This window comes from Halomonas sp. ATBC28, from assembly GCF_005937175.1.
Taxonomy (GTDB): domain Bacteria; phylum Pseudomonadota; class Gammaproteobacteria; order Pseudomonadales; family Halomonadaceae; genus Vreelandella; species Vreelandella titanicae.
Window position 1 is genome coordinate 89652 of sequence record NZ_VCQL01000008.1, and the last position, 26466, is coordinate 116117.

A 26466-nucleotide genomic window follows, 5' to 3' on the forward strand; every position below is an offset into this window, starting at 1 on the left:
GGTGTAGAAAGTGAACACAAAAAAGCCGACTCCTGGCATGCAGAAGTCGGCTTTTTTTACAGGTAACGCTTTGAACAAGAGAGGTATTACTTAACGTTTTCTTCCTCCGGCTTAGGCGCTACCGCAGGTTTTCCGTTGTGCTCGATCAGCGTGGACTTATTCTTGGCAAAGGCATCGTAGGCAAAATCGTCCACGGTGAGCATTTCCAGTACTTCGGCCTCGAAGGTACGCATAAAGTCGGCATCCTCTTCATTGATCAGGCCTTTTTCCAGACCGGCTTCTACACGAGCCTCAGGATGCAGCGCCGTTTGCGGGAGTTCGCCTTTAGCATACGCCTTGTTCACCGTGCGGTAGATCGCCTCGGCGCGGTCATAATCGACCAGCAAAGCGTTGTAGCGCGCCAGCGGGTTGCGCTGTTCACCGTCGTCTGCATCCCAGGTGTTTTCCAGCAGCTTGGTGCGCAGGGCACTGTGTGTAGACACACGCTTAGCGATATCCCGGGCCAGGTCATCGTGGGGTTTATTCCAGCGGCGACCGGTGGGCATTACTACGGCGTTGAGCGTTTTACCTAGCGCACGGTTGGGTAGATTATCGAAAATCTCCACAAACGCCTGCTCGGCACGCTGGAGCAGGAAGCGGCAGCTGTAGTGCAACAGCGCCTCTTCGCCTTCTACTTTACTGCCTGCCTGCCACTGCTTGAGTACCATTGAGGTGAGATAGAGGTTAGACAGCACATCCCCCAGCCGTGCAGAGATCATTTCACGTTTCTTCAGCGCTGAACCCAGGCTTGCCATGGCAGCATCGGCACACAGGCCAAAGCCAGCGGAGAGGCGGGCAATATCCTGGGCATAGGCGGCGGCGGGGCCGTCGAAGGGTACGCTGGCTTTACCAATGCCAAAGCCGAGGGTAAAGGCGCGCGCAGCGTTACCAAAGATCAAGCCCGCGTGACCGAAGAAGGCTTTATCGAACGCCTGCATATCGTTGGCGTCTTTGGCAGCCAGTTCTTCTAGTACGTAGGGGTGGCAGCGAATAGCACCCTGACCAAAGATCATCAGGTTGCGGGTCATGATGTTGGCGCCTTCCACGGTGATCGCCACCGGGTTGGCGCTGTAACCGATACCGAGGTAGTTGCGCGGGCCAAGAGTGACCGCCTTGCCGCCGTGAACGTCCATCGCATCGCTAAGCAATACGCGCTGGAACTCGGTCAACTGGCTCTTCAGGATGGCTGAGGGCACGGCGGGTTTTTCGCCGTGGTCGATCATATTGGCGGTTTGATACACGGTGGCCTGGGAGATATAGGCCAGCGCCGTCATGCGGGCGAGGGGCTCTTGCACACCTTCCATTTCGGCAACCGGCACGTTGAACTGACGACGAACACGGGTGAAACCGCCGCTCCAGCCCAGGGCGTAACGCGCGGTGCCGGTGGCGCCTGACGGCAGCGTGATGCAGCGGCCGATAGACAGACACTCCACCAGCATCCGCCACCCCTGGCCGATCATGTCTGGGCCGCCAATGATGGTGTCCAGCGGAACAAAGACATCTTTGCCGATAATCGGGCCGTTCATAAACGGGCTGCCGATAGGGTGGTGACGGCGGCCGATTTCCATGCCGTCGGTATCGCGGGGAATCAACGCCAGGGTAATACCGCGATCTTCTTCGTCACCCAGCAATTTTTCCGGGTCAAACAGACGGAAGGCAAGACCAACGACTGTGGCGATGGGCGCCAGAGTGATCCAGCGTTTTTCGAAGTTAAGGCGCAGGCCGATCACTTCTTCGCCGTTAATGGTTTGCTTACATACAACGCCAGTGTCTGGCAGCGAGGTAGCGTCAGAACCTGCGCGGGGGCCGGTGAGGCCAAAACAGGGGATCTCGCGGCCATCGGATAAGCGCGGCAGGTAATGATCTTTCTGCTCTTGGGTACCGTATTTAAGCAGCAGCTCGCCAGGGCCGAGGGAGTTGGGTACGCCCACGGTCACCATCAGGGTTTCATTGACGGAGAGCTTCTGCAGTACCATGGACTGAGCCTTAGCCGAGAAGCCAAGACCACCGTACTCCTTCGGAATAATCATGCCGAAGAAACCCTCTTTTTTCAGGTAGTCCCAAAGCTGCTGGGGCAGGTCGGCGCGCTCCTGGGCGATGTCCCAGGCGTTGCACATGCCAGCGGCTTTCGCACACTGATTGGCTAGGAAGGCTTTCTCATCGTCGCGTAGGCCATCGTCTTTAAAGGCGAGCAGTTTTTCCCACTGGGGTTTGCCTGAAAATAGCTCTCCGTCCCAGGAAACGCTGCCCGCTTCCAGAGCTGTGCGCTCGGTGGCGGAAACTTTGGGGGCGACTTTTTTAAAGGTGGCGAATAAGCGCGGTGTGAGCCACTTGCGACGCAGTGCAGGCAGGCCTGCCACGGCTACTGCCGCAGCGCCAAGAAGCAGCAGACCACCAATGATTTCCGCGTCAAACAGTAGGCCAACAAGGCCTAATACGCCAAACACAGCTAGCGCCGCGGGAGCGCCTGCTTCGCGACGCATGACCACGAGCAAGCCGACAATGGCGAGCACGATCAGAAGTAGGGTGAGCATAGGTTATCTCTCTTTTTGCTGGCCACTGTTGCAGGCCGACTGTTGTTAATAAAACGCGAGTAACATCGTTGTTGAGATATTGAGTCGAACACTTGTTTGAATATTGGCAGATGGGGGCTATCACACGCAAGTTTTTAGGCACGTTTGGCGTAGCTTGTTCCTTTAACGTAGCCAAAAAAAACGCCATGGCGACAAGCCATGGCGTTTGGAGTAAAAAACAGACTAAATGTTCAGGCGCGTTTGGCCGGTGCTCCGTTGGCGACGTAATAGTCAACGCTGGCACGGGGAAGCGGCTCATGGCCTTTGATACGGTCGGCGATTTTCTCGGCCAACATAATGGTGGGCGCATTCAGGTTGCCGGTGGGAATCACCGGGAACAGTGAGGCATCTACGACGCGAAGGCCTTCAATACCATGGACACGACCCTGGCCGTCGGTGACGGCCATTTCACCCTCGCCCATACGGCAGCTACCGCAGGGGTGGTAGGCGGTTTCGGCGTGCTGTTTTACGAAGGCATCGAGCTCGGCATCCGACTGCACGTCGGGCCCTGGTGCTATCTCGCGACCACGGTATTTATCAAAGGCTGGTTGGGCGATGATATCGCGAGTCAGGCGAATAGCATCGCGGAACTCTTCCCAATCTTTCTCTTTGGCCATGTAGTTGAACAGAATGCTGGGCGCCGCGTGTGGATCTTTCGAGGTAAGTCGAATACGACCACGGCTTTCTGAGCGCATTGAGCCAACGTGGGCTTGGAAGCCATGGGCTTGTACCGCGCTTTTGCCGTTGTAGCTAATCGCAATGGGCAGGAAGTGGTATTGCAGATTGGGCCACTCCTCTTCATCGCGGCTGCGGATAAAACCACAGGATTCAAACTGGTTGCTGGCGCCCACGCCGGTGCCATTGAACAGCCATTCAGCACCAATTTTGGGCTGGTTGTACCACTTTAGCGCGGGGTAGAGCGAGATGGGTTCTTTGCACTCGTACTGGATGTACATCTCCAGGTGATCCTGGAGGTTTTCACCTACGCCGGGCAGGGCGTGAACCGTCTCGATACCCAGTTCCTTCAGCAGTTCAGGGTTGCCGATGCCTGAGCGCTGCAGAATTTGCGGGGAGGCGATAGCGCCACCGCACAGAAGTACTTCACGGCGGGCGTAGGCCTGCTGTTTTTCGCCTTTCTGCTCATAACGCACCCCCACAGCACGTTTACCTTCAAACTCAATAACGTCGGTAACGGCGTGAGTTTCGATGGTGAGATTGTGGCGCTGTTTGGCGGTATCCAGGTAGCCTCGGGCCGTTGATGCACGGCGGCCCTTGGGCGTGACGAAGCGATCCATAGGGCCGAAGCCTTCTTGCTGGTAGCCGTTAACGTCTTCGGTTTCCGGGTAGCCAGCCTGCTTGCCGGCTTCAATAAAGGTGCGATAAAGCGGGTTGTTATCCGCTTTGGGCGTGGTCACGCTGACCGGGCCGTCGTCACCGTGGTAGCTGTTGGGTCCAATGTCGCGGGCTTCGCACTTTTTGAAGTAGGGCAGGCAGCTTAGGTAGTCCCAATCTTCGAGGCCGGGCTGTTTGGCCCAGTTGTCGTAATCGAGTGCATTACCGCGGATATAGCACATGCCGTTAATCAGTGAGGAGCCGCCCAACCCTTTGCCACGACCACACTCCATGCGGCGACCATCCATATGTGGCTCGGGGTCGGTTTCAAACGCCCAGTTGTAGCGCTTGCCCTGTAGTGGGAATGCCAAGGCAGCGGGCATTTGGGTGCGGAAATCGAAACGGTAGTCGGGCCCGCCCGCTTCTAACAGCAATACGCTGACGTTGCTGTCTTCGGTGAGGCGGGTAGCGAGCACATTGCCCGCCGAGCCTGCACCGATAATGATGTAATCAAATTCGCGTGGTTGAGACATAGTGTCTCCTTAAGAAATCTGGCGAGTCGAGGAAGTGAGCCGGTAGGCATAAAAGCGAAGCGTCTTTTTCAGGGCCGGAAAGTGCTCCATGCGATTCCAGCATTCCCGCCATCCTTGGCGGTCAGATGAAAAAGCCGAGCACCCATGGATGGGTTCACAGCGTCTTCGTGTTATGCCTACCGGCGGAGCTTAGTGCTTAGAGTTAAAACACTGACTCAAATGGCCCCATCTCGATTTGTACCGACTTGGTCTGGGTGTAGTGATTGAGCGTCTCAACGCCATTTTCGCGGCCAATACCCGACTCTTTATAGCCGCCTACTGGCATCTCAGAGGGTGATTCGCCCCAGGTGTTAATCCAGCAAATACCCGCTTCAAGTTGGTGGATCACGCGATGGGCGCGGTTCAGACTTTCGCTGAAGACACCGGCGGCAAGGCCATAGGTGGTGTCATTGGCGCGACGAATGACTTCTGCCTCGTCGTCAAAGGCGAGTACCGACATCACTGGACCAAAGATCTCTTCGCGCACGATACGCATCTCATCAGTGCAGTCGGTAAACACGGTGGGGGCAGCCCAGGCGCCATTGGCAAAGTTGCCAGTGTTCCAGTCGTCGCCACCTACGAGCAGGCGAGCGCCTTGCTCTTTGCCCAGGGCAATATAGGAGAGCACTTTCTCCTGATGCTCGAAGCTGACTAGGGGACCAAAGTTGACGCTGGGATCCATGGGGTCGCCTGCTTTGATGCGCTTAACGCGCTCCACCAGTTTGGCTTCAAAAGCATCTTTAACGCTACGTTCAACAAATACCCGCGTGCCGTTGGTACAGATTTGGCCGCTGGAGTAGAAGTTGGCCATCATGGCGGCGTCTGCAGCGCGATCAAGATCGGCATCTGCAAACACCAGCAGCGGCGATTTGCCGCCCAGTTCCATGGTGACGTCTTTCAGCGTTGAGCTAGCAGCGGCGGCCATCACTTTCTTGCCGGTGCCTGCTTCGCCGGTGAACGAGACTTTGGCGATGCCTGGGTGCTCGGTGAGCATGGCGCCCACGCGGCCGTCGCCCTGAACCACGTTAAAGACGCCATTGGGCAGGCCTGCCTCGGTAAAGATTTCCGCTAGTTTCATCACGGTCAGCGGGGTCACTTCGCTGGGCTTGAATACCACTGCGTTGCCTGCCGCCAGCGCCGGGGCGGCTTTCCAGCAGGCGATTTGGATCGGGTAGTTCCAGGCGCCAATGGCACCAATGACACCCAAGGGCTCGCGGCGAGTGTACACAAAAGAGCTGTCGCGAAGGGGGATCTGGCTGCCTTCAATAGCCGGCGCCAGGCCCGCGTAGTACTCCAGCGCATCTGCGCCGGTAACGATATCGACACTGGCCGTTTCGCTGATCGGCTTGCCGGTATTGCGGGTTTCAAGCTCAGCTAGCTCGTCATTGTGCTCCCTCAGCAGCGCGACGGCGCGCAGCAGGATGCGTGAGCGCTCCATGCCGCTCATCGCGGCCCACTCGCGCTGGCCGCGCTGGGCTGCGGCGACCGCGGTGTCAACATCCGCTTGGCTGGCTTGGCCGATAGTGGCCAGCAGGCTGCCATCGAAGGGGTTGGTAACGGTAAAAGTATCGCCTGAAGTGGCGTTTACCTGGCGACCATCAATATAAAGTGGCTGTACGTCTTGAGCGGCCATGTCGATCTCCAAGAATCAGAAAATTAAAGGTAAATATTGGATGCTTTGTTGGTGCATCCATGATGAGCAAAAAGCTGGTCGAGATAGGTGTGGGCAAGGTAGCGGGCCTCTTCGGCGTCAAGGCCTTCTGGCGTTAGTGCGCCACGCAGCCATAGCCCATCAATCATGGCGGCTAAGCCGCGTGCTGCGTTGCGGGCTTCTACGCGGGGCATAACACGTCGGAACTGGTGACATAAATTGCTGTAAAGACGGCGATCATTGACGTTTTGCAGACGCTGCAGCATAGGCTTATGCATGCTGCTGGCCCAGAACGCTAACCATGTCTTGGCGGCGGGGCCGGTGACCTGAGTGCGGTCAAAGTTACCCTCAATAATGGCACCGATATGGGCGCGGGGAGAGTCGTCTTCCAGCGCATGGCGGCGAACTGCAACGGCATCCGTCAGGTCGGTCAATATCTGCCGCATAGTCGCTTCGAGCAGGCCATCCTTGCCGCCAAAGTAGTGGCTGATAATGCCTGCGGAAACGCCTGCATGACGCGCAATACGCATCACGGTGGTTTCGGCCAGGCCGACTTCATCAATGGCTGCCATGGTCGCGGTAATTAACTGCTGGCGGCGTATCGGTTCCATTCCCACCTTTGGCACGACGTTCTCCTAATTCGTTGAATGCCTAACAGGGTCGTTGCTTGAAACCCGAGCGTAGACATGATTACCTAACAATGATGGCATTTTTTTATTGAACGTTCAATCAATAAAAAGACAGCGATGATTGCTACGCACTGCGACCACTGCAGCAACGGAGTGTTCGTATCTATGTTTTGGAAATACGTATTGGCAATATGTATTGGCAATAAGCTATAAAAGGGGACTACGATGATGAGCAGAACTTCTTCACGCTATGCAGGTGCTTTATTGCTGGCAGCGGGTCTGCCAACGGCAGCCTATGCAAACGAGTGCAGCAGCGTGCGCTTTGCTGAAGTGGGCTGGACAGATATTACCGCCACCACTGCGCTCGCCAGCGAAGTCCTTGAAGGGCTTGGCTATGAGCCAAGCGTCGATACAGTTTCCGTTCCGATTGCCTACGCCGGTATGCGCAACAATGATTTCGATGTCTTCCTGGGTAACTGGATGCCCTCGATGGCCTCTATTAGTGACCCCTATATCGAGCGCGGTGAAGTTGAGCGCTTGGCGACCAACCTGGAAGGGGCGAAGTATACCCTGGCAGTGCCTCAGTACGTTTACGATGCGGGGGTAACGTCGGTTAACGATTTGGCCGAGCATGCGGAGCAGTTTGAGCGTAGCGTGCACGGCATCGAAGCGGGTAACGACGGTAACGAGCTCATTGAGCAGATGATCGATGATGATGCTTATGGGTTAGGCGATTGGCAGGTGATCGATTCCAGCGAAGCGGGAATGTTGGCGGAACTGCGCGCCCGGGTACCCAATGAGCAGTGGATGGTGTTTTTGGGCTGGGAGCCGCACCCCATGAACTCTAACTTCGATATGGCTTATCTTGCTGATGCCGACGACTATTTTGGCCCAAATTTAGGCGGCGCGACTGTGCACACGAATACCCGAGCGGGATTCGTGGATGAGTGCCCGAATGTGGGTACCTTGCTGCGCAATATGACCTTCACGCTGGAAATGGAAAATCAGCTCATGAGCGCGATCATGGATGATGGCGAAGATCCCCGTGATGCCGCACGTGACTATTTGAAGGCTAATGATAGCCTACTGGACGAGTGGTTAGACGGCGTTACAACACGAGACGGCGAGCCAGGTGCAGAGGCCGTGCGCGCCGCTATTCAGTAAGTCAATTTCGATACGCTTTGTTGACTAGCAGGGCAAGCCGGAATCCGGCTTGCCTTTCGTCATTAAGGTAGGCATAATCTGCACCCGTTGATGAGGGAAAGGCTACGTAGCTCAGCTGGTTAGAGCACATCACTCATAATGATGGGGTCCCCTGTTCAAATCAGGGCGTAGCCACCACATCAGCCTCAGCACACTTATTCTATAACAGAGTGTGCCGTTATGGTGGTCCCTTAGGTCCTCCCGCAACGCTAAACTGCGAACCCCGCCAGGCCCGGAAGGGAGCAACGGTAGTGGTGGCTGCGTGTGCCGGGATGTGGCTTTTGGGGCCGCCTCCATTTCTGATATCCTGCCCGCTTTAGCTTGTACTCCCCTCCTAAACCTGTAGTGCCCCCTAAACCTAGAGTAACCCTCAGACCTACTGAAAAAATTACCTTTCGAGGCATTGTCACTGGCTTTTAATCAGCACCTCAGAGACATTGCGCGTCAGAGAAATGTCGCTCAGTTTTAGATCATTATCTGGACTGGCTTTTTCTGCTGAGTTAATAGTTGTGATGTCATGAAAATTACGGCTGACCTCTGTTAACAAAACTGCATTCGTTATATTTCTCATTAAATAATATGCGCTAACGGGACTTGTTTTAGCCTTTTTTTACTTAATTGCTAATTAGTTGGTCTAGTGAAATAGAATGAGAAAATATTCCTAAATTGTTAGGTTAACAGTTATAGCTATATAAACAGCTTGTTTATATACTTCTCTTCGAGATCGTTACTCTTTGGTTGCCTTTGTTTGGGTGATAAAGCGTATTCTTGTTGAAGTGGAAGTTGCCAAGATCTAATTTTTATATGGTAATAATAGTGACTTAACCATGCGGGTATTGACATCATGACTAAAATATTACGATTTTTTGATATCCTGTTTGCTGCCACGGGCCTACTCATTGGTCTGCCATTATTGCTTATATTAGCCTTAATCGGTTACTGGGACACGGGGTCTCCTCTATTTTTGCAAAAGCGTGTGGGATACCGTGGCCAGCCGTTTGTATTGATTAAATTTCGTACTATGAAGCCTGATACCGCTTGGGTTGCTTCGCATCTTGCGGATTCTTCTTCAATTACCAAATTCGGTCATTTCTTACGGCGTACCAAATTGGATGAGTTACCGCAGCTATGGAATGTATTGAAAGGGGATATGAGCCTTGTGGGGCCTCGTCCTTGCTTATACACGCAAGATGAGTTGATCAAAGAGCGTACTGAGCGTGGTGTATACAATGCTCGCCCAGGAATTACCGGGCTGGCGCAACTTAACGATATTGATATGTCTACGCCTCAATTACTGGCAGAAACGGATCAAAAAATGTTGGCGACAATGGCGATGCCGACGTATTTTCGCTACCTGTTCCTCACTGTGATGGGGAGAGGAAGCGGAGACCGGGTGAGACAATAAAGCATGCGCACTCCTGTGGCCTACAAGGTAAATACTGCATGCAGGCTTTAGCAATCACCGTGTTACCGCTATTGGCCCCCTTGGGCTATTGGCTAGGATTGGCGATCACTATTATATGGTCGTTTCTTGCTAGGCATGAGCGACAAAGGCGTAGCTTTTTTAGAAAACCAATGGGGCGTGGTGATGGCCTTCTTTTGGCGTTGCTACTAGGAGTCGGTATTGTCGAAGTAGTGGCTGGCGCTTGGCATTCTAGCTTGGAGCGGGCCTTGCCATTAGCTGGTGCAGCTTGGCTCGCGGCATTGGCGTTTATGTTAGTGCGCGCCGTTCCACCACGTCCTTCAGCATGGTGGGTGGGTTTAGCGCTAAGTGGATTGGGTGCAGGGGGTTGGGCGGCGTGGCAAAAATGGATAGTCGGTTTAACCCGTGCTACAGGCCACCCACCGTTACATTCAATCTTTTTCGGCAATCTTGCGCTATTGATGGCGCTGTTATGTTTGGCCGGATTGGGGTGGGCCTGGCAACAGCGATCAACACGTTTTTTTTGGGTAGCGCTTTTGCTGAGCGGCGCAATGGGGGGCGGACTAGCCTCGGCTCTTTCTGGCACCCGGGGCGGGTGGTTGGCACTGCCGCTAGTGATATGGGTATTTTATTACGGTTATGCGCGTCGCTGGCGAGCGCTGTGGCGATGGTTGGCACTGACTGCTGCAATAGCTGTGATGATAGGGGTGTATACGACGCCCCATAGCGGCGTAGAAAAAAGGGTGGATAAGGCGGTGGCCGAGGTGCATCGCTACATGGAAGGCGCTGACTATGGCTCCGTAGGGGCTCGCTTGGAAATGTATCGCGGCGCATTCTGGCTGATTTATGAACGTCCCCTCGTGGGCTACGGGCATCAGGGCTATCTACCCGCCATGCAAAGACTAGAGACTCAAGGCGTGCTAAGCCCCGAGTTAGGCAATTACTGGCATGCGCATAACGACCTTCTGGATGCCTGGGTACGAAAAGGGCTGCCAGGTCTTGTTATAGTAGTGAGCCTCTATCTCATTCCCCTGTGGCTTTTTTTCCCAGGTTTACGCGCTGAAAGCGCCACTCAGCGCTCCTATGCCGTGGCTGGTATATTGCTGCCAATCACTTTTATGGGCTTTGGCTTAAGCTATTCTTTTTTTGCTTATCCAGCAGGGGTAGCGGTGTATGCTAGCTGGCTGATTTTCCTTTGGGTTCTCGTTTCCGAGCAAGTTCTGCAAGATGGTCGCCATGTATACACTAATGAAAAGCCTGACGGCGATATTGCTGATGCCAATGTCTCTGATGACCCTCACTTTTACTATCGGATGGTTGATTCGTAAGCTTGGGTGGTACCGCCTGGGTCACAGCATAATGACGTTAGCAATGCTCTTGCTATTGCTGGCGGCCTGGGCACCAGTGGCAGATAATTTGCTAGGGCCGTTGGAGTCTCAATATGTCGCTTGGGAGAAATGGCCTGAAGAGCAGAACATCGAAGCAGTGGTAGTCCTCGGGGGTGGTTGGCAGCCGGAGCGCCCTTGGTCGATAACCGGCAGGCTCAGCGAAAGTTCGGGTTTGCGTCTGATGGAAGGCCTGCGGCTATGGCATGAGCGTCCAGACTTACTACTGGTAGTGTCAGGGGGAGGGCAAGATCCAAAAATGACCATGGCTCATGGTTACGCCGAAGCTGCCGAAGCATTGGGGGTTCCGCCAGAGAGTATCGTGACGCTGGTGTCGCCCAACGATACTGCTGAAGAGGCCAAGTCAGTTCGGGCGCTGCTCGGTGAAGGTGCGCAAGTATTGATTGTGACATCAGCGTCGCATATGCCGCGCGCTATGCGTCATTTCGAGGCGGCAGGCCTAGCTCCAGTTGCTGCACCTACCCATTATTTGGCCGATCGAACGGAGGGATTAGCGCTAGCTTATTGGCTGCCCTCTGCCCGTGAGCTACGCAAGACTGAGAGGGCAATCTACGAAACCCTTGGGTTGCTTGCTATTCAGTGGGAGCATTGAAGGTGTCATTTGAAAACGTCTACCTCTGCTCACCCAGGAGATAAGTAAGACATGTTCGAGCGTATTTTAGTGGTGTGTACAGGTAATATTTGTCGTAGTCCTGTCGCTGAGGCATTTCTTAAACAGCGGCTACCCGAGCGTCATATCAGTTCTGCAGGCTTGGGCGCCTTGGAAGGCGAGCCTGTATCCCCGTTTGCACGTCAATTGGCCGAGGCCGATGGTTTGGATGTGACCAGCCACCAGGCACGGCAATTAACGGTGATAATGATACAGGAAGCCGATCTCATTCTGGTGATGTCTGAGGGCCAGCGCCGTGCCGTAGGACAACACGTACCCCAAGCCTTAGGTAAGACGCTATTGCTAGGTCGTTGGCTAGATAGTGGCAAAGGGCGCAATATCCCCGATCCTTACCGAAAATCCAGGGAAGTTTTCGAGCATATCCATATGTTGCTAAAGGACGCTGCCTTTACGTGGGCAGAGAGGCTCTAGAGGCATCGCCATCGCTTCTTTTTCTTTTTTACTGCTTGATCTGTCTGCGGTATGGCCAATGTGCATGTCAGTATTAGATCCATTTTTCGTTTTAAAATTTTTAGTTGACTAATCATTAAGTAATGATTTTTTTGCTATTTTTTAATTATGTATTTCGTGTTTTTAAGATGTTGGTCTTTGTATTTATGATGGGGTTTATGTATTGTTTTTCTCATTTATTTTAAAGGAGTAAAATTGTTAAAAATGCCTGATTTAAATGCCAATAAAGTAGAAGATTGAGGTTTCTGTCTTTAGACTATGAAGGTGGATAAATTTAACAGAAACAAATGCTTGTATTTTTTTATTGTAGTTTTAATAATTTTTTCTGGAGATATCATATAACCTATCATTTAAGTGACACGATTTTGTCATTCGATAAAGTTACCGTTCCACTATAAGTCGTAACTAAGCGATTTTGTTCATTGCAGAAACTATCGGAAAAGCCTTTTTAACTCTCTGGCGTGATGCTCCATCTTGAGTAGATGCGTGACGTACCGAGAGTATGTCTTTGTGTTTAGGGCCATCACCGCTGGGTTTTACAAGAAAGGCGATTCTACCTAACCATCCATTAATTTGGCGGTCAAGCCTGATAAATAAGGAGGGATAGACAATGAATTACAAATCCTATGGTGATTTAAGTGAGGACATCGCTGCGTCCTTGTTCAAAGTTCACGGGAAGGATTACGACCTGGTGGTCGGTATTCCCCGTAGCGGCATCATCCCTGCCAGCATGGTTGCGTTGGGTTTGCATCTCGATATGATGGGGCTCCCAGACTTTATTGACAACCAACCGCTGAAAACTCGCTTGCGTAGAAAGGAAGAAAAGCCGCCGGGAGCCGCCTGGGACGCGAAAAAAGTTCTTTTCGTCGATGATAGCGTCATTACAGGGAAGACTGTGCAGGAAGCACGGAGTGCTATCCCCGAAAACTGTCCTTGTATAATAGATACCTTGGCGATCTATGCTGATCCCGACGGTAAGCAACATGTTGATTTTCATTTTTACACGCTAGAATCGCCTTGTGCTTTCCAGTGGAACCTTTTCACTCCTGCCATACTTTCCCAGTCATGTGTCGATATCGATGGTGTACTGTGCGTCGATCCTACCGACCTTCAGAACGATGATGGAGAGCAGTACATTGCGTTTTTGAATAACGCGGAGCTTCTTTTCCTACCTGCTGGCCGAATCGGCTGCTTGGTAACCAACCGTCTTGAGAAGTACCGTAGCCAGACAGAGCAGTGGCTGAAGCAACAGGGAATTGACTATGAGCGCTTGGTCATGCTGGATCTGCCTTCGAAAGAGGAGCGCCAACGCCAGGGGATTCACTCTACGCACAAGGGCCTGTTCTATAAGAACTCGGATTACACTTTCTTCATTGAGAGTGCTACCAGGCAGGCTGCAAGTATTGCAAAAATATCGGGGAAAGCCGTTTATTGCTGTGAAGATAATAGAGTCTATACAGCGTCTGATAAAATCTCCGCCAAAAAGGGATCGCATAGCTATACGAAACGCCTTCTCAGCGCCAGCAAAAGAAAGATTTTATCTAGCTTTCCAAGCCCCCTCAAGACGGCACTGAGGGAGCGGTGGAAACCCAAAAAGGCGTGAGCGGATTCAAAGACCAACTTATGGCCGCCCCTCCAAGGGTGGCTTTTTTCTATGTGACCACTGTCACTAAGAAACCCCTCAATTAAGGCGATATTACAATTGTTCCGCGATTGTAACTTGAAATTTCTTCTTTTGTAACTTTTTACAACTTATTAATTTTAAATATAAATTTTTTATTATCATTAAATGTTTAATACCGCTAGGCATGATCTCCTCTCCTCTCACCCATGACGCCAAACCTCATTTCTAAACGCCTAAATAGCGTTAGCTATCTCATCCTCAGCAATGAAGTAAATCAAAGTATGTTTTTTGTTTTTTTATGTAACATTATATTTGTCTGCCGTAATGGCATTCATGTCTTATGGCGGCTCGAAGGTTGCACTGCCAAGGCGAGTTTCCAAATAGGCTCTGGGAAATGCCATTTAAAATCCCCGGGCGGTAGCGTGGTAAGACACAAAGCAAAGGGAACAAAAAATGAATAATTTCAAAGAAATAGAAGGTGTAGAAACCAGAAAAAACCCATTGCGGCTGGTTCGCTATCTAATGTTCATCATGCTGCTGGGGATATTAAGTGGCTGTGCCATGGCCCCAGGCGGGCATATTGATGAAAGCGAGCTCGACCAATCGCTTGATGGCCGAGTGGACGTACAACCCATTACACCAGAGTTTGTAGATAGGTTGTATGTCCCAGAAGAGCCTACCACGCAAGCCACGTCTCAAGCATTGAATCAAGAAGTGCAAGATTACGAATATCGGGTAGGGCCTGGGGACATTTTAAGCGTGATCGTCTATGACCATCCAGAATTAACGATTCCTGCCGGCGCCGAGCGCTCCGCTGCGGAAACCGGGAACCGTATACGGCCCAATGGCACGATGTTCTATCCCTACGTAGGGCGTGTGAGAGTCGAGGGCATGACGCTTGACGAGGTGCGCGAGTTAATCGCACGGCGATTGTCCGCAGTAATCAATGAGCCGCAGGTAGAGGTAGGCATTGCGGCGTTTAACTCCCAAAAAGTGTACATCAGTGGTGCAGTGGAAAACCCCGGCACTCTGCCTCTGAGTATTGTGCCGATGACGGTACTTGATGCCATTAGTGAAGTAGGCGGGGCACGTGATAATGCGGATTGGCGTAATGTCACCCTAAGCCGCAATGGTGGTGAAGAGGTGATATCGCTTTACGCCATGATGCGTCAAGGGGATATGACACAAAACCGGTTACTGCGTGATGGCGATCTACTTCACGTGCCCACCATGGAAAATCAAAACGTGGTCGTTCTGGGACAGGTTAGCCGTCCAGGTGCCATTGCCCTGGGCAATGAACGCATCACGTTGACGGATGCATTGGGAAGGGCAGGTGGTGTGAATGAAAATCGCGCCCAGCCGTCGGGTATTTTCGTAGTAAGGGGAAACCCGCCGGGTAGCGAGAAAATTGCCACCGTCTATCAGTTGGATATTCAGGATGCCACTCGCTTATTGCTAGGAACACGCTTTCCTCTTGAGCCGCAGGATGTGGTGTACGTGACGTCAGCACCGCTGGCTCGCTGGAACTCTGTGATCTCCCTGCTGTTGCCATCAGTTAGTTTGCCAGGCGACTTTGCAACGTCTGCTATTGATGCCGGTGAGCTTTAATATATTTTCTGAGTGATGAGGCATCTCCATGACTAATTTCCCTTCACCAGCGCCGTCGCCAGCACCTCGAGAGAGCGATGAGCTTAATCTGCGTAAGTTGGTAGACACGCTGTCCGATCATCGCTGGTTTATTGTGTCGGTGACGGGATTTTTTCTGCTGGCGGGCTACTTTAATGCCAGCTCTCAGCCGAGAATTTATCAGGCCGATGCCTTAGTTCAGATAGAGACCCGAGGATCGAACTTGGCGTTTATGGAGTCATTGGGGGAGCCGCAACAAGGCAACCCTACCTCTGCTGAGCTCGAAATTCTGCAGTCACGTATGGTGTTGGGTGAAACCGCTGACCGTCTTGACCTGGCCATTCAGGTTGAGCCGCGTAGGTTGCCGGTGGTGGGGGACTTTCTAGTTCATCATGGAGTTAATCAGCAGTGGTTCGAGAGCCTCACGCCTGAATTCATTCGCCAGTGGTTAGCAGACTCTGTGGATGATGCTTGGAGTAACCCCTATGTGTGGGCTGGGGAATCACTGCGAGTCGCTCGTTTCGATGTTCCCGAGGAGAACGTGGGGGGGGAGCATGTGTTGCGGCTTCTCGACGGCGGTGAATTCGAGCTGCTGCTGGAAGAAGAAACGCTGCTTACTGGTAGCGTTGGGGAAACGGTACAGAATGATGAATTGGGGTATCGTCTTTTTGTCAGCCAGGCAGAGGCCCACCCCGGCGCAGAATTCACATTAGTAAGAACGTCTGCTCTTAGTGCAATAAGTGAGCTGAAGAATCGCTTTGAAATCATTCCGCGTGGGTTAGAGTCGGGCGTCTATGAACTGACGTTGAACGGGGCGGATCAAAACCAGATTCAGCCAACACTAGACACGCTGACCAGCGTCTTTTTGACTCAAAACGTGCAGCGTCATTCAGAAGAAGCAGAAAAACAGATCGCCTTTCTCAACGAGCAAATTCCTCAGGTTAGCAACCAATTGTCAGATGCCGAAGGCATGCTCAACGATTACCGAGCTCAGCGCGACTCTGTCGACCTGACGTTCGAGACACAGAACCTGCTTACTCGGGTAGTCGATGTGGAAAACCAGCTTGGTGAGTTGGCTATGCGGGAAGCGGATCTGGCTGAGAGGTACCGTCCTTCACACCCTAACTACCAAACGTTACTGAGACAGCGCGGCCAGCTAGAAGCCGAGCGTGACCGACTTAACGCTCTGGTGAGTGAATTACCCGAAACCCAACAGGAGGTGCTGCGTCTTACTCGGGATACTCAGGTCAATCAGCAAGTGTATGTCCAGCTACTCAATCAGCTTCAAGAGATGCGTTTGGTGAAGGCTGGCACAGTAGGCAATGTGCGTATCTTGGATGCGGCCATGCTGTCCCCCGGTACCATTGCTCCACGTATCCCTTTAATAACCGCTGTTAGCGGCCTGTTTGGCGCCTTGTTGGCAATGTTATTAGTGATCGTTCGTATGTTGCTCAGCCGGTCTATCAAAACCCCCGAGCAGCTTGAAGAATTGGGTCTGCCTGTCTATGCCACCTTACCGAATTCCGGTGAACAGGCAGGGCTTACCGAGCGTATTCGCCCGCGTCGTGCCAAGAAAGCCCAAGAAGTTTTTCGCGGCTTGCTGGCCGTCAAGAAACCCGCTGAAATTGCCGTTGAGGCATTGCGTGGGCTTCGTACCAGTCTCTACTTCGCCATGCTCGAATCCGATAACAATCGGTTGATGATTACTGGTGCTAGTCCGGGGGTAGGTAAGAGCTTCATAGCTGCGAACTTAGCGGCGGTATGTGCCCAGGCTGGCCAAAAAGTGTTGTTAATCGATGCTGATATGCGCCGCGGCCATTTGCACCATGCCTTTCACGGTAAGGGTATAAAGGGACTTTCAGAGTTGTTGGCACGGCGTATCAGTGTGGAGGAGGCCATTCGCCATAGTGAGCTTGATGGGCTTGATTATGTGGCAAGAGGAAGCGTACCGCCTAATCCATCAGAGCTTTTGATGCAGCAGAGTTTTCACGACTTTCTAGACACGATAAGCCAGCACTATGACTTGGTAATCGTGGATACGCCACCGATTCTGGCGGTAACCGATGCCTCGGTAGTCGGCAAGTTGGTTGGTACCAGTCTAATGGTGGTGCGGTTCGACACGAACCCTCCTGGCGAGATCAAAGCCGCTAAGCGTCGTCTTGAGAGTGCTGGTGTGAGGCTCAAAGGTGGAATTCTAAATGGTGTTAAGAAGCCGACCAGCAGCCGTCACGGATACTATGGCAGCTACCTCTATGCTTACCGGTGAGCCAATATGCTTAATCAATTGCGCGAATTTTATTCTTTACTAACGCAACAACAGCGCCGCCGATTGTTAGGGCTTCAGGCACTGATCATTGTGATGGCGCTAGCTCAAATTGCCAGTGTCATCGCCATTGGGCCTTTTATGGCGGTGGTCGGCGATATGAGCAAACTCCAGGGCAATGGTTGGTTAGCCTGGGCTTATACTTATAGCGGAATGCAAAGCCACAAGTCCTTCTTGAGTCTATTGGGCGGTATGGTACTTGGAGTGTTGTTAATGGCAGCGTTAATTTCCATGTATACCACCTGGCGGCTGTCGCTCTACAGTGAGCAAGTGGGAGCGGAACTCTCTAGCCGCCTCTATCGTTATTATCTGTACCAACCTTGGTTATTTCATTCGAACCAGAATACCAGTGTCCTGATCAGCAAGGTCTCCGTTGAAGTCCAGCGCGTTACGACAAAGGTGATCAATCCAGCGATGGAGCTCAACGCCAAGGCGGTCATGGTGACCTTGATGAGCTTGGCTATCTTTATCTATAACCCTGTTGTAGCAATATCCGGCTTAGTGATATTCCTCGCCACTTATCTACTGCTTTATCAGACGGTGCGGCGCTTTCTCAGCATTAATGGAAGGCGTATATCTGAGGCTCAATCGAAACGCTTCAAGCTGATGACTGAAGGGTTTGGAGGCATCAAAGATCTTCTTTTATTGCATCGTCAGGCGAGTTTTACCACGCGGTTTGAAAAGGCCAGCAACCGCATAGCGCGAGGCCAAGGTGTAACACAAGGACTGAGTGAGGCACCCCGTTATGCTATCGAGCTGGTGGCCTTTGGTTCGGTAATCCTGCTGGTTCTTTACCTGCTTAACCTCTACCAAGGCAATCTGGGCGCCATTTTGCCGGCGCTTTCAATTTATGCCCTAGCCGGTTTCAAGATGCTGCCTGGCTTTCAGAAAATCTATACCTCCATTACTAAAATACGCGGCAACCTGGCGGCTTATGATGCAATCCGTGAAGATTTGATCGCCAGCAGTGAGGAAACCATAAAACTGAAAACAGGCAGTGAATCTAAGCCTGCTGCTCAGTCAATGCCGTGGGTTCCTCAGCGAGAAATCAAAATTCATGAGGTCGCCTTCGACTACCCAGGAGCGCGAGCACGGGCGCTGAATGGCCTGACTCTGACAATTCCGGTCAACAAGATGGTCGGCTTAGTCGGTGCTTCTGGCAGTGGTAAAAGTACTGCTGTGGATCTATTGCTGGGTCTGATCGAGCCTCAGCAAGGGCAAATACTCATTGATGGTGTGGCTTTAACGCAGGAGAACTTGCGGAATTGGCATGCCAGTGTGGGGTTTGTGCCGCAACAGATATTTCTGTCCGATGCCACGATTCTCGAAAACGTCGCCTTTGCCATTGAACGCGAAAATATTGATGTTGAGAGAGTCAAAGAAGCCCTACACATGGCGCAACTCGATGAACTGATCATGCGATTTCCCGAAGGGCTCGAAACTAGAATCGGGGAGCGCGGAGTGCAGATATCAGGGGGACAGCGTCAGCGTTTGGGTATCGCCCGTGCTCTTTATCAGCAAGCCAGTGTATTAGTTTTTGATGAAGCCACCAGTGCTCTGGATGGGATCACCGAACGTCGTGTGATGGAAGATATCCAGCGCTTCGCAGGCCAAATGACGGTGGTGCTTATTGCCCACCGCCTGGCCACGGTCAAAGAGTGCGACATAATTTATATGCTTGAGGACGGGCAAGTAAGTGATGCAGGTACTTATGATGACCTGGCCAGTCGCAATCATACCTTCCAGATGATGGCTAACCTCTAGCCACAGTAGAAAAAAGGTATCGCCATGAATCTGATCGGTGCGCTATTGCTGTTTGTGGGGCTTTCGCTAAGCAGCCTTTATTTGTTTCCCAGCGGTGGGCCACAGCTGGCTGATTTTGTGCTGATCGGTTTTGCCGGCGTGATGCTTTTGATGTCATTAGGAGACAAACACCTGAAAGTTTCACCCTTCGCTATGTGCTGGGGATTAATGGTGTTGTGGGTAGTAATGGTATGCCTTAGCTGGACGTTAGTGATGGAAACCACTGAATTTTTTAGACCAGCCCAGTTTTTCCTGTTCAATTTTTTAATCGGTATGGGGCTGCTGCGTTTCCTAAGCGTTTACGGTGAACGTGCCATAGGGCTTATTCGAAATAGCATCTCTATTGCGCTAGTGATCGCCGGTGGCCATGTGTTAGTGCAATTAGCCTTGGGGATCAACCGCACCACTGGCAGCTTTAATAATCCCAATCAGCTGGCCTACTTTTCGCTATGTGGCGTAGTGGTGTTGTTAATGCTCGATGATTTTCACCCTAAAATGAGGCCTTTGGCATTGGCCGGGCTAGCTAGCGGCGTGTTGGGGATCTTATCGGCGTCGTCGTTGGCCGCTATGGGAGGTGGGGCTATGGTGGGGATCGGCTGGGCCATAGCAAATGCTAAGCAGGTCAAGTACTTTGCGCGCCTGTTGCTGCTGGTGCCACTATTATTGGGAGGTGTTGTGCTCGCCAATATTAGTACTGAGGGGCAGGTGTTGCGCAACCTGGAAGCGCGTATGGATCGAGCACCAAGCAAAATTGATAGTGTGTATGAAGAACGCAAGTTTGACCGACTGACTAACTTTCCCGCCTACGCAATATTGGGGGCAGGAGAAGCCGAACGGCAGCGTTTTGCACCATATGATGGGGCCGAAATCCACTCCTCCTTTATTAACATGTTGTTTGCTTATGGCTTGCCAGGCCTAGTGCTTTTCCTATCGATAATAGCCACCGTATTGCGCCGAGCTCCCCTTTACATCTGGGCTGGAGTAGCAGGGCCATTGATTTATTCCACTACTCATAACGGGCTGCGCGCGACGTTATTCTGGGTACTACTAGTGATCTGTTGGCATCTCTATCGAGAAGGCTCGATAGCGGCTTCCCGTCAAAATCTCGTTTTTGATCGCCCACTTCAATAATGCGGCTGCCAGCGCTGTAACTTGGCAACCCGCAAGGACGGATAGAGATAACTATGGCTAGTTTAATAAAGTCGTTATCAATGGCGCCGCGCTCCATAAAGCGCCGGGTACTTGTTGTATTTGATGGTTTGATTGTGGTGGGTAGCCTGCAACTTGCCACAATGATTCACCTGGAAAGCCTACAACCACTCAGCAGCATTTCCTTGTGGATGACCATCAGCGTGTTAGTTCCGATAAGCCTTTTGCTTTTCCGCTGGTTAGGGCTTTATCGCGCCGTCATTCGCTACATGAGCCATGCCACTGTATCCACTATCGCTGTTGTTGTGCTGGCATCGACTTTGTTAGTAGCGCCGGCCAGTTACATGGTTAACTCGCCCATTGGACTATCTATTATCATCATTTATGCGCTGCTCTTATTGTTGGGTATCGGTAGCCTGCGTTTTCTATTGCGAGAGTTGTATCGCCACAGTCAGCTTCGACAGCGCAAGCCAGTGGTGATTTATGGGGCAGGGGCCGCGGGTTGCGAGCTGGTGGCTGCTCTGCGCAATGGAGAGGAATACCAGCCGGTGGCCTTCGTTGATGACTGGCGGGGATTGGAAGGCGCCATGGTAGAAGGGCTGCGGGTACATCAGCCGGTAGCATTAGCTGCTCTGGTTCAAGAACACCGCGCCACAATGGTCTTGTTAGCTATCCCCAGCGCCCCACGTTGGCGTCGCCGCGAGATACTGCACTGGCTTTCGGGCCTTTCCGTGCCTCTTAAGACAATTCCTGGTAGCGCCGATGTAATTGCCGGTAGAGCCAAAATCAGTGAACTTCGCGATGTGGCGCTGGAGGACTTATTGGGTAGGGAGTCTGTGCCTGCCTTCCCCGAACTGATGGAGGCCAATATCCGCGATAAATCGGTCATGGTGACGGGGGCAGGAGGCTCGATAGGCAGTGAACTGTGTCGTCAGATTCTTGATCAGAATCCTGTCCGCCTGCTTTTGATCGATAACTGCGAATTTGCGCTATACGCCATTGAGCAAGAGTTGAAGCAACATATCGAAAGCACCGCGTCACGGTGCGAGCTAAAACCATTGCTTATCTCAGTGCAGCATTCGGGCAGTCTTAAGGCAGTGTTCGAATGTTTCGAGGTGCATACTGTCTACCACGCTGCTGCTTACAAGCATGTGCCGATGGTGGAATTTAATCTCGTGCAAGGAGTGAGTAATAACGTCTTTGGCACATTGAATCTGGCCAAGGCGGCAATGTCGGCCAATGTTGAAACCTTTGTGGTGGTATCCACCGATAAAGCGGTTCGCCCCTCCAATGCCATGGGTGCATCCAAGCGTTTGACTGAGCTTATCTGTCAGGCCTTCGCACATTCTCAGTCCAACACTCGATTCTGCATGGTGCGCTTTGGCAATGTTCTGGGTTCAAGTGGCTCCGTTGTCCCAGTGTTTCGTCAGCAGATTGAGCAGGGCGGCCCCGTGAAGGTGACTCACCCGGATATCACCCGCTATTTCATGACAATTCCCGAAGCTGCTCAGCTGGTTATCCAGGCTGGCGCCATGGGGGAAGGTGGGGAGGTTTTCGTGCTCGATATGGGCGAGCCGGTACGCATTCATGATCTGGCCATGAATATGATTCGCCTTTCGGGATTGGAGGTAAGAGACGCTGCGCATCCTGAAGGGGATATCGAAATCATCTATTCCGGCTTGCGGCCTGGTGAAAAGCTTTACGAGGAATTGTTGATAGGTCATGACGTCAGCAAGACGCGCCATGATCGTATCATGACTTCAAAAGAGCGCTTCTGGGAATGGCCGAGGCTCGAAGCCTTTTTAAAGCAGCTGGAGCAGGCATTTATCGCTACTGATCACCTGAGTATCCGCCAGTTGTTGCAGTCGGCTCCACTGGACTACAACCCTTTGGACGAAATAGCCGACTTGGTATGGAAAGCGCGTCAGACCATGACCTCAGACACGCAACGCCAACATGTTGATGCAACGAACACAGCCTTAAGGTCGGTCGCCAGACTAGGCCCTGTATTACGCTCCGTACCCAAAGAAGGTTGAGAATCTTATTGAATCGCTGGCTATCACAAGACGACGGAATCTTACCAACTTTGCTGCAACCCGTTTACTTCCGGCGCCTACGCCATAGCGACTGAGCCGTTTCCCCCTCGCTCTGATCACCACTTTTCATGCTTGAGTGATGCGAAAAGCATTATTGAGCATGTCATCAATGCTTATTTAAAAATAAGTGCTCTCTTTAGCACAAGGAGGCAAGTCATGATGAATAAACAATCTAATGACGAGCAACAAGAGTGGCTATCCGGGATTACTGTTTTTCTGATTAGAGAGTGTGAGTTGGCGTATCTGGACACCCTTCTTAAGTTGCTTGATCACTATGGATTTAATGTGTTGTGTAGCGTGCCAATCGAAAGTGGGCAGCAACAGGCGCTCGCTCAGTGGGTGCTTGATGATGGACAAGAGCAAGGAAATTTTGCCAGCAGTGGGTCGCCGCCAGTTTTTCTGCTTGTGGTACAGGATGTCCATCCAGTACCGGTGAAGCGGATGTCGAGTGACTCTCCCAATTTAAGACTACCTACCATCAGGGCAACCTTCAGTGCCACGCTCTCTCCAGAGGAGAGCAAAGCAGAACAACAGAGTCCGATACATTGCTCCCGCGATGCGGATCAGGCGTTTAAGTATCTCAAAACCTTGGTGCCCGAGCAGATCGGTAAGATACGTGAAACAGCCCTAAGCAACGATGCAGCATTTCGCACACCTTACCCGGTATTAGCTGACCTAAGTAAAGAGGTTTGCCGAGCCAAAGTAGAGCTGGTGGATTTTCATGGCACTGAGGCGATTTGCAAGACATTTCGGCCTGGGCGTGAGCGCTACCTAGAGCGTGAAGTAAAGGCGCGTGAACTCGGTGCCTCTCTGCCAGAAGTATCCCGTCTGCTAGAAGTCGGTACTCATTATCTAGTGTTTGAGCGCTATGCCAATTGCATGGAACGCATTTTATCGCCTCGTGCGCCTTTTTCTAATCATGGTTTGCTGCCTATCTGGGCCATCGAGCGCGTGAGAGCCGTTATTTTGCACTATCGCAGTCTTGGCTATGAATGCATCGATCTTAATCCGCATGACCTTATCTATGACCCTTGCCAAGGGCTAAAGATTATCGATTTCGAGTTTCTACAGCCCGGTTCTGACGAAATAAAGACGCTGAAAGGCAACTATGCCTGGTACGCCGTACCTTCGATTTTTACCGGCGATTTACCTCCTTCAGCCCGGCAGAGCTCCTATCGACAATGTTGGTTTCCCTATACCGGCCTGCCGCGAACCTTATGTCTGAGTGAGCTTCCGCGTCCGTTACTTGCCATGGTGCGTTCAGTGGCTCTGGTGCCCTTGACGTTGGATGGCTTGAGGCGAGTGAGCTGGCGCCATATTCAGCGCTTTGTACGCAGCTGAGATTAGCGCTGTTATTTGCCCTACTCCTGCCAATGCCCTCTATTCCTCCCACGTCATGGAGTTATTAAATGAAGATTCTTGTTACCGGCCATGCCGGATTCATCGGCTTTCACACTGCCAAGCGGCTACTGGAGCGCGGTGATAGTGTCGTCGGCTTTGATAGCGTCAATGACTATTATGACCCTGCCATTAAGGAGGCGCGCCTAAAAATTCTTGAGCAGACGGCGAAAGAGACAAGAAACGACTACCTTTCTATTCGCGCTAATCTAGCTGATCAACAGGCGGTGGCCGAGTGTTTTAATGAACACCACTTTGACCGAGTTATTCATCTAGCTGCCCAAGCAGGGGTTCGTTATTCGCTGGAAAACCCACTTAGTTATGTGGAAAGTAACTTGATTGGGTTTACTAATGTTTTGGAGGCGTGTCGTTACTCCAGCATTGCGCACCTGACGTACGCCAGTACCAGTAGTGTTTATGGCGCTAATACTTTAATGCCGTTTTCCGAGCATGAAGGAGCCAACCATCCACTGCAATTTTATGCTGCCACCAAAAAAGCCAATGAAATGATGGCCCACAGTTATAGTCATTTGTTTGGATTACCGACCACCGGGCTAAGGTTTTTCACCGTCTATGGCCCCTGGGGGCGCCCAGATATGGCGCTTTTTAAATTCACCAAAAATATTTTGGCCAATGAGCCCATCCAGGTTTTCAATTATGGCTGCCATACCCGCGACTTCACCTATGTGGATGATATTGTTGAGGGCGTTATTCGCGCCAGTGATGATATAGCCACTCCTGCTTTTGAGTGGAATAGCGATAACCCTGACCCTGCTACCAGCAATGCGCCATTTCGTATCTTCAACATTGGCAATAATGATCCTGTGACGGTCAACATCTATATCGAAGCCATTGAAAAAGCATTAGGTAGAAAGGCCATCAAGGATCTACTGCCTTTGCAGCCTGGCGATGTTCCAGACACTTATGCGGATTCAGGTGAATTAGAAAAAAAGGTTGGTTATAGGCCCGCCACATCAGTTTTTCATGGCGTTGCCAAGTTTGTCGAATGGTATCGAAGTTACTATTCGCCAAATAAGGCGAGCAGCACCATAAGTGAAATTCATAGCTTGCCTAAATAAAACTTCTCTCTAATTTTTCTCATCACTTTACTCTCCAGTTAGGAAATCCAATGAACGTTACAGTTTTCGGCACGGGTTACGTAGGCCTGGTTCAAGGAACTATTCTGGCTGAAGTTGGCCATCATGTTGTTTGCATCGATCTAGATGATCATAAGGTCGAACAACTTAGGCAGGGCAGCATCCCTATTTATGAACCTGGTCTAGAATCTTTAGTAAAAGAGAACTACGCCGCTGGGCGCCTTGAGTTTTCTACCGATGCGGCCGCGGGAGTCAACCATGGCCAAGTACAGTTTATTGCTGTGGGAACTCCACCGGACGAAGACGGTAGTGCTGATCTCAAGTACGTTCTCACTGTGGCTGCCACCATTGCCGAACATATGGAGCAGAACCAAATTATCATTAACAAATCCACCGTACCTGTAGGTAGTGCTGACAAAGTGCGTGACGAGGTGGAAAAAGTGCTGGAAAGGCGCGGACGCCATGATATCGCGTTTGACGTGGTGTCTAATCCTGAGTTTTTAAAAGAAGGTAGTGCGGTCGTAGACTGCCAAAAGCCTGATCGTATTATTATCGGCACAGAGTGCGATGCCACGATTGAAGTCATGCGCGAGCTATACGCCCCCTTCAATCGTAATCACGACAAGATCATAGTGATGGATGTAAAAAGTGCCGAACTGACCAAGTATGCAGCTAATTGCATGTTGGCTACCAAAATCAGTTTTATGAACGAAATGGCAAACCTAGCTGAGCGTCTGGGTGCCGATATTGAGGCGGTGCGTAAAGGAATAGGCTCGGATCCACGCATTGGTTACGACTTCATTTATCCCGGTGTGGGCTATGGCGGTTCGTGCTTTCCTAAAGATCTGCAGGCTCTTATCCACGTCTCGAATACCATTGATTTTGACGCCAAATTACTCAAAGCAGTGGAGTCGCGTAATAAAGAGCAAAAAAACACGCTATTCAATAAGATAAGCCAGCACTTCCATGCTGAATTAAAGGGTAAGACCTTCGCCATTTGGGGGCTTTCATTCAAGCCCAACACTGATGATATGCGCGATGCCCCCAGCAGGGTACTAATGGAGGCACTTTGGGCAGCTGGTGCCAAGGTGCAGGCTTATGATCCGGAAGCCATGGAAGAAGCTCAGCGTCTCTACGGGAGTCATGATCACTTAATCCTTTGTGGAACCAAAGAAGCAGCTTTAAAGAATACTGACGCCTTGATTATCGTCACGGAGTGGCAGAACTTCCGTGCACCTGATTTTGATCTTATTAAAGAGAAATTAACTGAACCCACTATCTTTGATGGGCGTAATATTTATGAGCCGCGCCGAATGAGGGCGAAAGGATTTACTTATTATTCAGTAGGTAGGCCCAGCCCATTAGAATCTTCATATCTAGCTTCTAATTAAATATTCCATGT

General features: G+C 51.5%; 18 protein-coding genes, 1 tRNA gene and 1 other RNA gene. 16 read left to right on the forward strand and 4 right to left on the reverse strand.

All coding sequences use genetic code 11. From position 1 onward, the window contains the following. Positions 1-86 precede the first annotated feature (86 nt). The 4 genes from E0L35_RS10945 to betI form a co-directional block, all read right to left on the reverse strand. Positions 87-2573 carry an acyl-CoA dehydrogenase gene (locus E0L35_RS10945; protein ID WP_022523705.1) on the reverse strand — a complete coding sequence of 829 codons (2487 nt, stop codon included), beginning with the start codon at positions 2571-2573 and terminating at the stop codon, positions 87-89. Between the two features lie 230 nt (positions 2574-2803). Continuing rightward, positions 2804-4477, reverse strand: a complete 1674-nt coding sequence (gene betA, locus E0L35_RS10950; protein ID WP_138800297.1) for a choline dehydrogenase — start codon at positions 4475-4477, stop codon at positions 2804-2806. A 202-nt stretch (positions 4478-4679) separates the two neighbouring features. Continuing rightward, entirely contained in the window at positions 4680-6149 is a 1470-nt protein-coding gene (betB, locus tag E0L35_RS10955) for a betaine-aldehyde dehydrogenase (RefSeq protein ID WP_138800298.1), read from the reverse strand. A gap of 23 nt (positions 6150-6172) precedes the next feature. Further along, positions 6173-6793, reverse strand: coding sequence for a transcriptional regulator BetI (gene betI, locus E0L35_RS10960; RefSeq protein WP_212751681.1), 621 nt, complete (start codon positions 6791-6793; stop codon positions 6173-6175). 231 nt (positions 6794-7024) lie between these two features. Between betI and E0L35_RS10965 the strand changes: the two genes are divergently transcribed. From E0L35_RS10965 to E0L35_RS11040, 16 genes are all read left to right on the forward strand, one after another. After that, positions 7025-7960: a choline ABC transporter substrate-binding protein gene (locus E0L35_RS10965; protein WP_035537546.1), complete on the forward strand. Its 936-nt coding sequence runs from the start codon at positions 7025-7027 to the stop codon at positions 7958-7960. Between the two features lie 100 nt (positions 7961-8060). Beyond that, positions 8061-8137: transfer RNA gene (locus E0L35_RS10970), tRNA-Met, on the forward strand. A gap of 52 nt (positions 8138-8189) precedes the next feature. Continuing rightward, positions 8190-8286, forward strand: an RNA gene (ffs, locus tag E0L35_RS10975) — signal recognition particle sRNA small type. 557 nt (positions 8287-8843) lie between these two features. Then, complete coding sequence (locus E0L35_RS10980; RefSeq protein WP_035537425.1) at positions 8844-9404, forward strand: sugar transferase; 561 nt, start codon at positions 8844-8846, stop codon at positions 9402-9404. A 38-nt stretch (positions 9405-9442) separates the two neighbouring features. Then, a complete protein-coding gene (locus tag E0L35_RS10985; RefSeq protein ID WP_138800299.1) occupies positions 9443-10750 on the forward strand; it encodes an O-antigen ligase family protein in 1308 nt (435 codons plus the stop codon). Between the two features lie 43 nt (positions 10751-10793). Beyond that, on the forward strand, positions 10794-11420 hold the full coding sequence (locus E0L35_RS10990) for an ElyC/SanA/YdcF family protein (RefSeq protein ID WP_249362130.1): 627 nt from the start codon (positions 10794-10796) through the stop codon (positions 11418-11420). 51 nt (positions 11421-11471) lie between these two features. Beyond that, positions 11472-11909 carry a low molecular weight protein-tyrosine-phosphatase gene (locus E0L35_RS10995; protein WP_009286545.1) on the forward strand — a complete coding sequence of 146 codons (438 nt, stop codon included), beginning with the start codon at positions 11472-11474 and terminating at the stop codon, positions 11907-11909. Positions 11910-12558: 649 nt separating this feature from the next. Then, positions 12559-13551, forward strand: coding sequence for a phosphoribosyltransferase family protein (locus E0L35_RS11000; RefSeq protein WP_009286546.1), 993 nt, complete (start codon positions 12559-12561; stop codon positions 13549-13551). Positions 13552-14025: 474 nt separating this feature from the next. Next, on the forward strand, positions 14026-15180 hold the full coding sequence (locus E0L35_RS11005) for a polysaccharide export protein (protein ID WP_009286547.1): 1155 nt from the start codon (positions 14026-14028) through the stop codon (positions 15178-15180). Positions 15181-15208: 28 nt separating this feature from the next. Then, the gene (locus tag E0L35_RS11010; protein ID WP_022523695.1) at positions 15209-17464 is read left to right on the forward strand and encodes a polysaccharide biosynthesis tyrosine autokinase; all 2256 of its coding nucleotides are present in this window, start codon (positions 15209-15211) and stop codon (positions 17462-17464) included. A gap of 6 nt (positions 17465-17470) precedes the next feature. Next, the gene (locus E0L35_RS11015) at positions 17471-19285 is read left to right on the forward strand and encodes an ABC transporter ATP-binding protein (RefSeq protein ID WP_138800301.1); all 1815 of its coding nucleotides are present in this window, start codon (positions 17471-17473) and stop codon (positions 19283-19285) included. A 24-nt stretch (positions 19286-19309) separates the two neighbouring features. Beyond that, the gene (locus E0L35_RS11020; protein WP_022523694.1) at positions 19310-20455 is read left to right on the forward strand and encodes a hypothetical protein; all 1146 of its coding nucleotides are present in this window, start codon (positions 19310-19312) and stop codon (positions 20453-20455) included. Between the two features lie 53 nt (positions 20456-20508). Next, positions 20509-22509, forward strand: coding sequence for a nucleoside-diphosphate sugar epimerase/dehydratase (locus tag E0L35_RS11025; protein ID WP_138800302.1), 2001 nt, complete (start codon positions 20509-20511; stop codon positions 22507-22509). Between the two features lie 216 nt (positions 22510-22725). After that, the gene (locus tag E0L35_RS11030) at positions 22726-23910 is read left to right on the forward strand and encodes a hypothetical protein (RefSeq protein ID WP_138800303.1); all 1185 of its coding nucleotides are present in this window, start codon (positions 22726-22728) and stop codon (positions 23908-23910) included. A gap of 68 nt (positions 23911-23978) precedes the next feature. Then, the gene (locus E0L35_RS11035; RefSeq protein WP_138800304.1) at positions 23979-25046 is read left to right on the forward strand and encodes an NAD-dependent epimerase; all 1068 of its coding nucleotides are present in this window, start codon (positions 23979-23981) and stop codon (positions 25044-25046) included. Between the two features lie 50 nt (positions 25047-25096). Beyond that, positions 25097-26455 (forward strand): UDP-glucose/GDP-mannose dehydrogenase family protein, encoded by a 1359-nt coding sequence (locus E0L35_RS11040; protein ID WP_138800305.1) that lies wholly within the window; start codon positions 25097-25099, stop codon positions 26453-26455. Positions 26456-26466 lie beyond the last annotated feature (11 nt).

Coding starts and splice junctions, on each gene's coding strand:
- E0L35_RS10995 (WP_009286545.1), top strand. CDS start 11,472: ATGTTCGAGCGTATTTTAGTGGTGTGTACAGGTAATATTTGTCGTAGT.
- E0L35_RS11040 (WP_138800305.1), top strand. CDS start 25,097: ATGAACGTTACAGTTTTCGGCACGGGTTACGTAGGCCTGGTTCAAGGA.
- E0L35_RS10945 (WP_022523705.1), bottom strand. CDS start 2,573: ATGCTCACCCTACTTCTGATCGTGCTCGCCATTGTCGGCTTGCTCGTG.
- E0L35_RS11005 (WP_009286547.1), top strand. CDS start 14,026: ATGAATAATTTCAAAGAAATAGAAGGTGTAGAAACCAGAAAAAACCCA.
- E0L35_RS10980 (WP_035537425.1), top strand. CDS start 8,844: ATGACTAAAATATTACGATTTTTTGATATCCTGTTTGCTGCCACGGGC.
- E0L35_RS11010 (WP_022523695.1), top strand. CDS start 15,209: ATGACTAATTTCCCTTCACCAGCGCCGTCGCCAGCACCTCGAGAGAGC.
- betA (WP_138800297.1), bottom strand. CDS start 4,477: ATGTCTCAACCACGCGAATTTGATTACATCATTATCGGTGCAGGCTCG.
- E0L35_RS11035 (WP_138800304.1), top strand. CDS start 23,979: ATGAAGATTCTTGTTACCGGCCATGCCGGATTCATCGGCTTTCACACT.
- E0L35_RS11025 (WP_138800302.1), top strand. CDS start 20,509: ATGGCTAGTTTAATAAAGTCGTTATCAATGGCGCCGCGCTCCATAAAG.
- E0L35_RS10965 (WP_035537546.1), top strand. CDS start 7,025: ATGAGCAGAACTTCTTCACGCTATGCAGGTGCTTTATTGCTGGCAGCG.
- E0L35_RS11000 (WP_009286546.1), top strand. CDS start 12,559: ATGAATTACAAATCCTATGGTGATTTAAGTGAGGACATCGCTGCGTCC.
- betB (WP_138800298.1), bottom strand. CDS start 6,149: ATGGCCGCTCAAGACGTACAGCCACTTTATATTGATGGTCGCCAGGTA.
- E0L35_RS11015 (WP_138800301.1), top strand. CDS start 17,471: ATGCTTAATCAATTGCGCGAATTTTATTCTTTACTAACGCAACAACAG.
- E0L35_RS10990 (WP_249362130.1), top strand. CDS start 10,794: ATGCTCTTGCTATTGCTGGCGGCCTGGGCACCAGTGGCAGATAATTTG.
- E0L35_RS10985 (WP_138800299.1), top strand. CDS start 9,443: ATGCAGGCTTTAGCAATCACCGTGTTACCGCTATTGGCCCCCTTGGGC.
- E0L35_RS11030 (WP_138800303.1), top strand. CDS start 22,726: ATGATGAATAAACAATCTAATGACGAGCAACAAGAGTGGCTATCCGGG.
- E0L35_RS11020 (WP_022523694.1), top strand. CDS start 19,310: ATGAATCTGATCGGTGCGCTATTGCTGTTTGTGGGGCTTTCGCTAAGC.